An 11,956-nucleotide genomic window follows, 5' to 3' on the forward strand; every position below is an offset into this window, starting at 1 on the left:
ATAAGCCGACATTTATCAAAAGCAGAAGCTTTGACCCATTCTCCCCCGATTCAGAAATAGCTGCTGCCCCGAAACCCGTGGAGGTCGACAGGCGCGATTCCGCCTCGACTCGATCCCTTCAATTCCAAAAACCGCGATCGAGTCAAATTCACAGATCGCTCCTGACTCCTAACTTATCGCTTCCACTGCCAATGACGGGCGCAAGGACTCCACAGCTCGATTTTGGTATCCGAACTACCGCTCACGAGCAGTCCCTGGCGGCTAAACGCCAAATCAGCCATCCCCGAGTGAGGTTTGAGTTTTGCCATCGCCCGACCGGAATCCGGCTTCCACAACTGAATCGTCCCGTCCAAATCGCTACTGGCTAAGCTGCGACCGGAAGGACTAAATGCCAACGATCGCACCAACTTGGGATGAGCTGTAATGGTTCGATCTCGCCGTCCCTTACTCAAGTTCCACAGTTGAATCGTGCCATCTTTCCCGCCGCTTGCCAAAGTGCGACCGTCGGGACTAATATCGAGAGACCAAACCGGTGTGTTGTGGTGCAGCGTTGATTTTAAGCCTCCCGTGCGGGAATCCCATAGCATCACCGTACCATCTGTGCCCCCACTGGCAAGGGTATGACCATCTGCCCCGAAAGTGACGGCATTGACCTTCTGTGTATGCTCTCGCAGAGTTCGCCGCAAACGAGCCTGCCCGATCGATCCCACCGTCCACAGCCGCACCGTACCGTCTTTTCCCGCGCTGGCGAGGGTACGACCGTTGGCATTAAACGCTACGGAATACACGTCGTCGGTATGCCCGTGTAGGGTATCGATGAGCTTACCGGTTTCCAGGTTCCAGAGTTTCACGGTTCGGTCTTCACCGGCACTGGCAAGGAAACGCCCGTTGGGACTCACCGCCAGTTCCCAAACGGCACCGGTATGACCGAGTAAAATTCGATCGGGCTGGCAGGGCATGGATTTGAGGCAGTCGCGATCGAGATTGTGGACTTGGATAGTTCCGTCGGCACCCCCACTAACGATCGTTCGACTGTCGGGACTCACCGCAACCGACCAAATCGAACCCCAGCCAGAGGTCAAAGTTTGAGTGGCGACTTTAGAAGACCGTTGGTATGAGGGCTTCTGAGGCAGTTTCCGGGGCTGCGGAACCAATGTGGGAGCGGGGGATTGAGCTTGCAATGCCGTTCGGGGTATCGTCGGGCGGTGGAAGGAATGCAACGTACTCATCCCCAGAGCCATTGCCGTAACGCCCAGGGCGGCGAACTGCCATTTTTTCGGCTGGGGAACGGGAAAAACCGGACTCAGAGAAGCCTTCAAGTCTTGCAGAACTTCATCGGCCGTTCGATAGCGGTCTTTGGGGGAATAGGCTAAAAGCCGATCGAGAATGCGTCCCAAGTGGCGGCTGACGGGATTATTGCCCGAGGCGCTTTTCAGGTGCGATCGCCACATCCAGCGATCGGTGCGGGCATCGAACAAGCTGAAGGGATCGAGATCCGTCAGCAGGTGAATACAAACAACTCCCAAACTATACAAATCGCTACTAGCCACGGCGTGACCTCGGATTTGCTCGGGGGGAGCATATTCGGGCGAACCGGAGATTTCCTGGACTTGCTTGGGATATTTGTATTTGCCGGGTTGCGCCGAGGCAAACCCCACTAAGACCATCGATCCGTCTTCGCGATGAATCAGATTTTCTGGGCGGATGTCCCGATGTACGAGACCGCGATCGCGAACTTGTTGCAAAACCGGCAAGACTTGAGCGAGCAGTTCGCGAATTTGTGCCTCACAGAACCGACCTTCGAGTTCTAATTCTTGTTCTAAATTCGTGCCTTCAATATATTCGCGAACGATGTAGCGAAAGTCGTCGAGATTGAAGGATGCCCACAGAGCGGGAATTTGCGGATGTTGTCCCAACTCATCGAAGCGATCGATTATTCCAGGTGAAGGTGCGGCGTTCGGGAGAAATTGCTCGATAATGCATCGAGGGTCGGTGGGTCGATCTTCATCGATGGCCAAGAACGTCTGGCGATCGGTTCCTCCACCCAGCTTTTGTAAAATTCGATAGCGCTCTTTGAGCCGTAATGGCGACCCGCAACTCTGACATATCTCGACTTCACTGGGATTTTGAGGCGTGGGGCAGTCAGGGTTAAAACAGTAGCTCATAGTTTCATCCGCAAGCTCGATGTGTATATGATAAGCCGTCCTTTCAAAGGCTGCTACTCAAATTTCGTGACTTTGATAGATTCTCCAATGCCGACTTCGTTACTTCAACAAGGTTTCCCACGCCTCCCACAGGAGTCTCGATCGAGTTTCGATATTATCGGGTAGTAATTGTCGAGCTTTTTCCAAGCACTGTCGGGCTTCTCGGTCTTCCCCCAATTGGCTCACCGCTACCCCCAAACACAACCAAACACCGGGTCGGTCGGGTTGAAATTGCAAACATTTGAGATAACTTTCAACGGCTTGGCGATATTGTTGCGATTTGTAAGATAAACGTCCGAACGCATACCAGGCTTCAGCAAAATTGGGCTGAATTTCGACGGTTTTTCGGTAACAGTAAATTGCATCGGAGGTGCGATCGAGTTCGACGTACAGATTGCCTTTTTTGTACCAAGCTTTGTGATTTCTCGGGTTAATGGCGATCGCCCGATCGTAAAAAGAAAGAGCGCCGTTCGCGTTCCCGAATTCCTGAGCGATCTGACCGACGATCGCCTGGGGAATTCCCCCCAGCAATCGATTAAATAAAGAGGGGTTCGCCGGTGGCGGCGTGACGTTGGGGGGCGACGGTGGCGGCAAATTCCGCACTGCTTGCAAGGCATCGACCGCACTAGGGTAGCGTTGGCTCAAACTCGGCTGCAACAATCGATCGAGAAGTTGCCCTAGGGGTTCGCTGACGGGTTGAGTAAGATAGTCTCGCCACCGCCAGCGACTTTCGGTCGCATCGAATAATTCAAAGGGAGATACCCCCGTCAGCAGACGGATGCAAGTGACTCCCAAACTATAGAGATCGCTAGCCCGAACCGCCCGTCCTTGCAACTGTTCCGGTGCGGTATACCCCGCAGAACCGATGGTCGTTCCCGCTTGCTGACTCGGGTTGGCTGTCATCACTTTACTTGCCCCAAAATCTACCAAAACCAGTTCGGCTTGAGATGGGGACGATCGACGGCGAATGATATTATCGGGCTTGATATCTCGATGAATCACCTGGCGATCGTGAACGATTTGCAGCCCCGGCAGTAACTGAAGGAGTAAGTCGCGAATTTGCCCTTCCTCCAGTACGCCGTTCCCGTTCAACTCTTCTTCCAAATCCCGACCGTCGATCCATTCTTGCACCAAATAGAGCTGTTGGTTTTGCTCGAAATGGGCCAGCAGTTCGGGAATTTGAGGATGTTTTCCCAGTTCGTCGAGGCGCGAGGCTTCCCGGCGAAATAACTCGGCGGCTTTAGGCAATGCGGCATGGGCTGAGGCGGGGAAAAACTGCTTGATAACGCACAGGGATTGAGAGGGTTTATACTCATCCACGGCGAGGAACGTGCGACCGAACCCCCCAACGGCGATCGGTTTGAAGGCCCGGTAGCGATCGCCCAATCGCAACGGCGAACCGCAACTCTGACAAAACCGGGAATCTTTAGGGTTTTGCGGTTTTTTGCACTGGGGGTTCAGACAATGACTCATTGAGGCGAGATCGGTAGCACTGTCTCTATAGCATTAACCTAGGATGCGCTCGACAGCAACAATCCCTGTTATTTTAAAAGATTGTTGACAAAATATCTCTCCAGAAACTCGATCTGAGTCTAGGTAGAATAAGGCTTACCTCTAAGTTCTCGAAAAGATCTAAAGTTTTTCCAACCAACAACTTTATCATAAAGACAAATCGTAAAATCTAGGACTGATATAGAGCCACCCTAAGTACAAAACAAAACAGGTCTGAGAAGTGTTGCAAAAAATCTGAAACGATGACCTTGCAAAGTGTCGGTCGAAATTTAACAGATCTCCCACAGTATATGAGCTTTCGATTCTTTTTCCCGTACTAAAAGAGCTGCCATCTACGATTTTTGGGGGCATCGTGTCGAGAAACTCCCCGCGATCGCACCTACATCTAGGGCTGTTGCATCAGCCTTGAAAATAAAAATTTCGCCCCGAAAATATTAAGCGAACAACACATAGCTTATTCCTTAATATTTTTAGGGCGAGCTCGGATGCACTCAGGCAAAAATCAAGCTAAACTTGGTTACCAACCCGCTTCCGATTGTTCGAGAACGTAAGCAGCGACATTTTCGATTTGGTCGGGCTTCAAGCGACCCTGAAATGCGGGCATAGCATTTTTACCATTTGTGACTTGGTAAACAATCTTTTCCATAGAGTCCATACCATATTTTTCGAGGTCGGACTTGGCTAACGTTTTCATGGGATTGACAACGTTTTTACCACCAAGGTGGCATGCTGCACAGTTCGCCGCAAAAACGGCTTTACCAGCACCGGCATCAGCAGCTAACGCCGGACGAGAAAAGGTCAAGGTTATCGCAGCAAAAGCCAGTAGAATTACGGAAATGAGCTTTTTCAAAGTGGTTCTCCTCATTTTGGGCAATACGTATCCAATGGTTATGGTTAGCAATGAGATGAGAAATGTCAAACGACAAAGTGTCAAACTCAAAGTTTTGTGACAAAGATCCGGTAAATGACAGAATGAATGTATGTGTGTTTGGCGTTTGTAGAAAGGACGATCGGTCAAGTTAAGATCGCGAATAAAGGATAAAAATATTTCACGATTCTTGATAGCAAGATTATCGATCGAGAGTGTTCTTTCGTAATCAAAATCGAATCTGGATTTTCTTCCTAAATTTATCGCCAGACTAAAATTTTCAAAAACCGAAAAATTGAGAGAAATCCTGAAAACGAATCGGAGGACGTTCTTCGATCGGGTAAAATACACCATAGAAATATTTAATTGATGCTCCCCAATCTATGGCTTCTCTGCCAGATTACCGTCCCAAGCAACTTTCCCTAGGGCCGCTCGAATCCGAAATTTTAGGAATCGTGCAAGCCCTGGGTTCGGCAACCGTCAAAGACATCCACGAGCGCATTCTTGCCGATCCCGATCGAGAACTCGCCTACGCCTCCGTCACCACCATCCTCAATCGCCTCGCCCAAAAAGGCTGGTTGGCTTGCGACAGGCAAAAGCGAGCGTTTCTCTGGCGGGCGTTGATTTCTCGGGAAGAGGCTCAAGCCATCGAAGCCCACGATCGATTGCAGAAATTTCTCGCGGTGGGCAACCCCGATGTCGTCGCCGCTTTTGCCGATAGTCTCGATCGCGCCAGCCTCGATAAACTAGAGGCGATCGCCCAACGTTTGCAAGCCGCGCGCCAAGCAAGGGAGGAACGATAATGCATCTGGTGATGATTTTGGCGACCGTGGGATTGGCTTGGGGGATGAGACTATCGGTGCCAAACGATACCCTCGACGACGGTCGGCGGTGGCAGCGAGCCTTGATGTGCTTTCTATTTTCCCCCCTACTTTTGGTGGCAACGGCGGTCGCGATCGCCTGTATGGGCACTCAAGGTAACATGGTCGGTTGGATCGACGGTTGGCCGAGTTACGTCATCGCCCTGGGATTTCTAGGCTTCATGGTGCTGTTTTTCGCCCACCTTGCCCGAGAAGCAAGACGATCGCTAAGGCGAATTCGCACCTATCCCCAGCAGACATTTGCCGGCAAACCCGGTCGCCTTCTCGACTCGACAATCGCTTTTAGCGCTCAGATTGGACTGTGGCAGCCGGAGTTAGTCGTCAGTCGGGGACTTCTCGAAACCCTAGATGCCGAGCATCTCGAAGCCGTTCTCGCCCACGAACGAGCCCATGTATATTACCGCGATACCTTCTGTTTTTTCTGGCTGGGCTGGATTCGCCGCTGTACTGCGTGGCTGCCCAACACGGAAGCCTGGTGGCAGGAGTTGCTGTTGCTGCGAGAAAAACGAGCAGATCGATGGGCCGCGCGGCGAGTAGACCCTCTATTACTGGCTGAATCGTTGCTATTGGTCGTGCGATCTCCTTTGGAACAGTCGGAAAGCTTCTGTGCGGCTTTCAGTTGTCTGGCCCCCCAAAGTCGTCTGGAAGAACGCATCGATGCCCTCCTCGATGAAACTAGCGCGTCGGGAAAAACGAGTCTATGGAGATGGGCGGGTTTACTGGTTGCTCTGATACCGCTACTGGTCGTACCGTTTCATACCTAGAACGATCGGCTGTCTGGCAATGCGTTCCCACGAACGAGCCACCAGGGGAGTCCGAACAAGATATGTAAAGTCTCTATCGAACTCCAGGGTCGATTGACTTAGGATTGAAACAATGGGTAATCCAAAAAACTAGAGCGGCACCCAATACTCGGTATGAATCTCGGTGGAGGCATTCAGGATGAATAAAAGATTTGCGATCGCCATCGCCCTAGGAGGATGGATGTTAATCGGAACGACCATTTTCGATCGGGGAGTTCGGGGACAACAAAATCCAACCCTCGAAGACGTTGACACCGTCAACGATGTCCCCCGCGCAACCACGCGGGAAGTTGATAGTATCGTCCCCCAAATTCCCAACCCCTTTGCTACTCCGCCCGAAACCAGCAGGACGAATTTTCGAGCGCGATTTCTGACCGAGACGACTCCCTACATTCTTTATAACGATTCCGTTTTCGAGACTCTCATCGGCGAAGACGACGTGAGACTGCGGCTTGAATTCGAGCCGTACCGAGATGGGGGAAACTTAAAATTAGGGCTTCCGGTGGAGTAGGTGACGGGAATAAGATTCAACCCAATTTTTTGATTTGGCGATCGCCGTCCTTTTAAGGAAAACACGCTCCGATCGTAATGCGGGAGAAGGAACTTGGCTTTAATAGAGTGAGCCAAGTTCTTCCAAATTGCAAAGCTTGCGATGCTTCTCCACTCATCACTCAAATTAGGTCGTTTTAGTCTGCTGGTAGAGTTCTTTAAAATAACGCTGCTGTTGCTTGTGGTCGACAATTGGGGCAGGATAATCTAACCCATCGAGTTCCTCTGGAGGAATTTGTCCCGTTACCAAGTACTTGGTATCTACCGACTTCAATTGTGGCAGCCAACGTCGAATATACTCTGCCTCGGGATCGTATTTTTGGGCTTGAGAAGCTGGGTTGAAAATCCGCAGGGGTTTGGGGTCCATACCGCTCGAGGTACTCCACTGCCAGCCCCCGTTATTGGCCGAGAGATCTCCATCTACCAAATGTTGCATGAAGTATTGTTCTCCCCACTGCCAGTTGACGATTAAGTCTTTAGTTAAAAAACTAGCAACGATCATCCGACATCGGTTGTGCATCCATCCCGTTTGGTTGAGTTGGCACATCGCCGCATCCACAATTGGGTATCCCGTGCGTCCCTCGCACCAGGCTTGAAAGCGATCGCGATCGTCACTCCAGGGAAAATTTTGCCATCGGGGTCGATAAGGGCCCTCTGCCAGCTCGGGAAAAAAGTACATAACGTGTTCGTAAAACTCCCGCCATGCCAATTCTTGCTGCCAAGTGCGAACGCTATCGCGGGCTTCATCGCTGTAGCAGCGTCCTTCAGCGGCAATGGTTTGTGCCCATACCGTACGAACTCCAAGGATTCCGAATTTGAACGCCGCACTCAATCCCGCAGTGCCATCAACGGCTGGAAAGTTACGCCGTTCGCTGTATTTGAAAATTGCACTCTCGACGAACTGGTTCAGCTTTTCTCGGGCCGCAATTTCCCCAGGTTCTTGAGGTAAGGGAGCATCCCAGACAAAACCCAAACCTTCTGCACTGGGAAGAGAACCGGCACCAACTTTTTCCGCAGCTTCGAGTTCGGCAGCGGTGAGTCCCCTCGCTTTTTCTAAGGAGGGTAGTGGATCGGCTTTTTGTTGGCGACTCCAGTTTTTCCAAAATGGGGTGTATACCGTGTAGGGGTTTTGAGAGCCTGTCAGGATATCGCCGGGGGCATGAAGAAGCCGATCCCAATAGGTTTGGACGGCAATGCCACTTTGTTGCAAGGCTTCCGAAACCGTCCGATCTCGGCTTTTGGCATAGGGTTCCACATCCCGGTTCCAAACGACAATTTCGGCATTAAGAGCGGTGGCAAGATCGGGAATGGCCTGTGAAGGTCGATCGTGCAAAATCAGTAGTTGGCTGTTGGCTTGGGCATAGGCTTGCTGCAAATGTTGCAAACACCCCAGCATATACTTAATGCGCGCCGGGGCAATGTCGTCCCGTTGCAAGATATCGGGATCGAGGCAAAACAGACCGACGACTCTGGAACCAAGCTGTTGAGCGGAAGCTAGACCGACATTGTCTGAGATTCGTAAATCTCGTCGATGCCAAAATAAAACTAGATCGACCATAGGTGATGACTGTAGGAAATACTTCAAGGTGGGCTGGATATTATAAAAGCAAGTGGATGACAACCCAGACGGTCAATATTGCAACTTAACGCGGCGTGCAACTGCCTCCGACACCCCTTTGCAGTATTTGAATCTTGGCGATAGATACATACAACTCGATTTTCTATTTCGGAACGAACAGTTAGATTTGGCTCTCTGTCCGGTTTTCCCGATCGAAAAATACTCTCTTGAAAATCGCACGTTACGTAAAATTAATGATGAAGCCCCTAGGAGGTAAAATGAAACCGTCAAATTACTTAAATTTAGAAATTTTTCAAAAATTACGGTCTTTCGGTTTAATGCGAACGACTATGGTGGGGATAGCGTTTTTGTCGATTCTTCTCCGTAATATCCCGGATGCAACGGCTCAATATCGTCCCGGAGATCCCAGTTTTTTTGAGGATGGAGAAGAACAATTCAATCGGGAAATCGAACGACTCAACGAGGATCGAGAAAACGATCCGGACTTGCTGACCATCGATGATTCTACCTCAGGATGGCGGCAAATCACCTCCCACAACGGACGATTCGCCGTGGCGATGCCCGGAACTCCAACGGTAACTCCTAACCCGGAGATTCTTGTCACTCCGGCGGCCGATCTAGAGTTGCTGGGAGTGACTCTACAACAAGAGGAAGAGTCGTTTTTGGTGGCTTACGGCGACTACCCCGATGCGGTGAATGTCAGGGAATCGGAGCTTTTAGCTCAGGTGCGGGATGCTTTGGTGTCTGGATTTGGAGCGGAGTTGACTGGCGATCGCCAGTTGAGCGATCGTTCCGGCCCCGGTCGGGAAATCCGCTTGAGTACCCCGGATGCGGAGACGACATTTCGAGTTTACCTGATCGATCGACGTTTGTATCTTTTGGGAGTAGAACAAACCGTACCGATTTCGGAGGATCTCGATCTGGCTCAATTTTTCGAGTCGTTTGTGCCCGGTGCGATTTCGGAATAATGGGCTTTGGGAGTCGGGTCAGACGGGAGATGGGGAGATGTCATGTCCGCGAATGGCGATCGCAATCGCTAACCAAGGCGCGGACACCAGAAATACTGTGTATTTTTTTCCCGGTCTCCCCGGCCTTGCAGGTGAATGTTTTTAGTCGGGGTAATCGGGTAGAGTGGGATCTTCTCGTTTTGTATGGATTGATGTTCTAGCATCTAGAATCGTCGGTGGACGATCGAATCGGTAAGATGACTGCACAAAAAAATATTTTTGGTTGCTTGCGTATGCCACCCAGCTAAATTGTCACACTAAGATTCGATCGCGAAGAGAATTTCTTCGCGGCTAGTTTCGAGCGATCGCATTTCATTTTTGACGTAGTTTCAGTACTTTTCGGGTTTCAAAATGCCGATGAGGAGAAAAATAGACACGAGAAGCCCTTGTTTCCTGAATTCTACCACATCCTGGAGACCTTGAAAATTCGAGGTTTCGATCGCCCTATTTTTGGCGGTAAAATTCCTCGATCTATAAAAATTTTAAATCTTACCGAGCTTAAAAATAATCTGGGTTTGTGATTCGCTTGATTTGTGGTTTTTCGGAGATGGAGATTGTAGAACTGAAATCATTTTGAAAAATCTCTCGAAAAAATTCGGTGTCAGCAGAGAATTGATGTGGGATGACCAGATTGATGTTCGTCGGGCTTGAAAACGGGAGGAGAGTTGCCAGTCATCTCCCCCGACTAACCCAACTGCAAGGGGTAAGCACAGAGGCACAGTGGTGTCAAAGACACGCAATTTCATCGATTGTCAAGTACTTTTCTCCAACCCCCATCAAACCCATGCTCGAACGATTTCTCTCTTGTACGGCAGGGGGCACTTCGACAGGCGAGCGCGACCGGGAGGCGTTTCGTCCCCCGACGGGGGGGTTGGGGGGAGACCCCCGCGCGTGCCGGGTTTTTCGACGAATCAAGCGTCATTGACAAACCAAAAATTACCTTAAGTTGACACCACTGCACAGGGGCACTACCCCTACCGTACATACCAAGAATCGCCAGATCGAAAGCAATATCGAACCCAACCATGTCAAAAAACACCATTCAAATCGTGACCGCCCAAACCGCCAGTCCGTCTTCCCCAACCCCCAAGCCAGAAGCGGGGCGCAAAGACCCCATCGGACTTGCCTCCAATTACTGGGACGACGACAGCAAAACTGCTGAAACTTCCACCGACAGCGCTCCGGAGGGATTGAGCTTCCATCAGGTGAGCGTCGAACATCTCGAAGGAGAACTCGCCGGGATTCTCGAAACTCTCGATCGCGCCGTGAATCGAGCGACGACCCAAGCTGACTTGCAATCTGTGGAGCTGGCAGAAGTGGAGGTTTCCCTGGGGATTGCCGCTAACGGCTCCCTGAGCGTGCTGGGATTGGGGGCTGGCGTTGCCGGAACCACGAGTCTGAAGCTCAAACTCGTGCCGAAAAAGCGGTGATGGGTAATGGACAATTGACAATTGACAATTGACAATGAGCTGTAGGGTGGGAAAGGCGAACGCATCGATTTTCTCCCCTCAAGAATCAATCTGCCGTTGCCCACCGCATTTTTTTTTCGTAGAACTCAGTCGGGATGGGTGGGCAGTTCGATGGTCAGTGTCAAGGTAAAATCACACCGAAAAACTGCCCACCCTACAAATGGCTGCTACTAAATTCCTCTCCTTTGTTTTCAGCGCAAATGTGTCAGAATTCATCTAAGGTAGCTGCATCTTTATCCATCTTCTCTCCAACGCTTGCAACTTAACGGCTAAATGACGGCAAAAAACTGGGCAGTTGCCATTGGCATCAACCAATACGACTACCTCTCTCCCCTCGATTACGGGCAGCAGGATGCTCGTGCTGTGGGGGATTTTCTCCAAAACGAGGCAAAGTTCGATCGCATTTTGTCTTTCACCGACGATGCCCCCGATAAAAGTCTGCGCCCCACCCGCAACAACCTGCGGCGCGTTCTCCGGCAACTGGCGAAGGAAGGTAAACAGAAAGCAAACATGAGCGCTGGGTCTAAGCTTTCATGGCATCTAAACTCTCCTGTAGGACACCTACCGACGATTGGAAGGGTGGGCGGAGGGCAAGCTTCATTCGAGTGGTTGAGAAATCGATATAGAGGTGTCGATATTTGGAGTGCGTTATGGCTTGTTATTCCGAGACTTGCAGAGTGTGGTATGTAGCAATTCCAAATGAGATGAGAGAAGCTGTCTTCGTTTTTATTACTCTGAAGAAAAACGTCCAATCCTTTTCCGCTAGTGTGTATTGCATGTTGCGGTGTTGCTTTTATACCTCAAACTAGTCTCACATCTCATCTAGAATCGCTCTATAATGCATCGGGTCTTTCCTTAAAATTTATAAACTCACGCGATGTGTAACTTAAAGTCTGAAACACTGTGGGTGGGTGTTGGCAAACGGGGCTGTGGGCGAAGCATTTGGGCGATTGATTCTCGCGGAGGTATCCAAGCGACTTGCCAAATGCGCGCGCCCCTACGGGTCACCCAATGTCATGAAATCACCGAATATTTCAAATGCGTTGCTTGCTCCAATCCCAACCGCTAAACTTTAAAAAAACGC

At 50.6% G+C, this 11,956-nt stretch carries 10 protein-coding genes; 6 read left to right on the plus strand and 4 right to left on the minus strand.

Annotated features, from left to right (window positions below; all coding sequences use genetic code 11):
* Positions 1 to 173 precede the first annotated feature (173 nt).
* The 3 genes from IQ235_RS07230 to petJ all read right to left on the minus strand — a co-directional run bounded on the left by IQ235_RS07230 (position 174) and on the right by petJ (position 4,566).
* Positions 174 to 2,165, minus strand: coding sequence for a serine/threonine-protein kinase (locus tag IQ235_RS07230; RefSeq protein WP_264320812.1), 1,992 nt, complete (start codon positions 2,163 to 2,165; stop codon positions 174 to 176).
* Between the two features lie 99 nt (positions 2,166 to 2,264).
* Positions 2,265 to 3,677 (minus strand): protein kinase domain-containing protein, encoded by a 1,413-nt coding sequence (locus IQ235_RS07235; RefSeq protein WP_264320813.1) that lies wholly within the window; start codon positions 3,675 to 3,677, stop codon positions 2,265 to 2,267.
* A gap of 556 nt (positions 3,678 to 4,233) precedes the next feature.
* The gene (gene petJ / locus IQ235_RS07240) at positions 4,234 to 4,566 is read right to left on the minus strand and encodes a cytochrome c6 PetJ (protein WP_264320814.1); all 333 of its coding nucleotides are present in this window, start codon (positions 4,564 to 4,566) and stop codon (positions 4,234 to 4,236) included.
* Between the two features lie 401 nt (positions 4,567 to 4,967).
* On the opposite strand from petJ, the gene IQ235_RS07245 reads away from it, so the two are divergent.
* The 3 genes from IQ235_RS07245 to IQ235_RS07255 all read left to right on the plus strand — a co-directional run bounded on the left by IQ235_RS07245 (position 4,968) and on the right by IQ235_RS07255 (position 6,779).
* On the plus strand, positions 4,968 to 5,387 hold the full coding sequence (locus IQ235_RS07245) for a BlaI/MecI/CopY family transcriptional regulator (protein ID WP_264320815.1): 420 nt from the start codon (positions 4,968 to 4,970) through the stop codon (positions 5,385 to 5,387).
* Positions 5,387 to 6,229, plus strand: a complete 843-nt coding sequence (locus tag IQ235_RS07250; protein ID WP_264320816.1) for a M56 family metallopeptidase — start codon at positions 5,387 to 5,389, stop codon at positions 6,227 to 6,229. The genes IQ235_RS07245 and IQ235_RS07250 overlap by 1 nt, the downstream gene beginning before the upstream one ends.
* 178 nt (positions 6,230 to 6,407) lie before the next feature.
* A complete protein-coding gene (locus IQ235_RS07255) occupies positions 6,408 to 6,779 on the plus strand; it encodes a hypothetical protein (protein WP_264320817.1) in 372 nt (123 codons plus the stop codon).
* A 165-nt stretch (positions 6,780 to 6,944) separates the two neighbouring features.
* Here IQ235_RS07255 and IQ235_RS07260 read toward each other — a convergent pair whose 3' ends face one another.
* The gene (locus IQ235_RS07260; RefSeq protein WP_264320818.1) at positions 6,945 to 8,375 is read right to left on the minus strand and encodes an FAD-binding domain-containing protein; all 1,431 of its coding nucleotides are present in this window, start codon (positions 8,373 to 8,375) and stop codon (positions 6,945 to 6,947) included.
* A gap of 278 nt (positions 8,376 to 8,653) precedes the next feature.
* Between IQ235_RS07260 and IQ235_RS07265 the strand changes: the two genes are divergently transcribed.
* From IQ235_RS07265 to IQ235_RS07275, 3 genes are all read left to right on the plus strand, one after another.
* Positions 8,654 to 9,364, plus strand: coding sequence for a hypothetical protein (locus IQ235_RS07265; protein ID WP_264320819.1), 711 nt, complete (start codon positions 8,654 to 8,656; stop codon positions 9,362 to 9,364).
* A 1,064-nt stretch (positions 9,365 to 10,428) separates the two neighbouring features.
* Complete coding sequence (locus IQ235_RS07270) at positions 10,429 to 10,833, plus strand: Pepco domain-containing protein (RefSeq protein WP_264320820.1); 405 nt, start codon at positions 10,429 to 10,431, stop codon at positions 10,831 to 10,833.
* Between the two features lie 312 nt (positions 10,834 to 11,145).
* Positions 11,146 to 11,562 carry a caspase family protein gene (locus IQ235_RS07275; RefSeq protein WP_264320821.1) on the plus strand — a complete coding sequence of 139 codons (417 nt, stop codon included), beginning with the start codon at positions 11,146 to 11,148 and terminating at the stop codon, positions 11,560 to 11,562.
* Positions 11,563 to 11,956: the final 394 nt, after the last annotated feature.

It is taken from the genome of Zarconia navalis LEGE 11467 (genome assembly GCF_015207075.1).
GTDB lineage: Bacteria > Cyanobacteriota > Cyanobacteriia > Cyanobacteriales > Geitlerinemataceae > Zarconia > Zarconia navalis.

Coding starts and splice junctions, on each gene's coding strand:
- IQ235_RS07230 (WP_264320812.1), bottom strand. CDS start 2,165: ATGAGCTACTGTTTTAACCCTGACTGCCCCACGCCTCAAAATCCCAGT.
- IQ235_RS07275 (WP_264320821.1), top strand. CDS start 11,146: ATGACGGCAAAAAACTGGGCAGTTGCCATTGGCATCAACCAATACGAC.
- IQ235_RS07270 (WP_264320820.1), top strand. CDS start 10,429: ATGTCAAAAAACACCATTCAAATCGTGACCGCCCAAACCGCCAGTCCG.
- IQ235_RS07235 (WP_264320813.1), bottom strand. CDS start 3,677: ATGAGTCATTGTCTGAACCCCCAGTGCAAAAAACCGCAAAACCCTAAA.
- IQ235_RS07260 (WP_264320818.1), bottom strand. CDS start 8,375: ATGGTCGATCTAGTTTTATTTTGGCATCGACGAGATTTACGAATCTCA.
- IQ235_RS07255 (WP_264320817.1), top strand. CDS start 6,408: ATGAATAAAAGATTTGCGATCGCCATCGCCCTAGGAGGATGGATGTTA.
- IQ235_RS07265 (WP_264320819.1), top strand. CDS start 8,654: ATGAAACCGTCAAATTACTTAAATTTAGAAATTTTTCAAAAATTACGG.
- IQ235_RS07250 (WP_264320816.1), top strand. CDS start 5,387: ATGCATCTGGTGATGATTTTGGCGACCGTGGGATTGGCTTGGGGGATG.
- IQ235_RS07245 (WP_264320815.1), top strand. CDS start 4,968: ATGGCTTCTCTGCCAGATTACCGTCCCAAGCAACTTTCCCTAGGGCCG.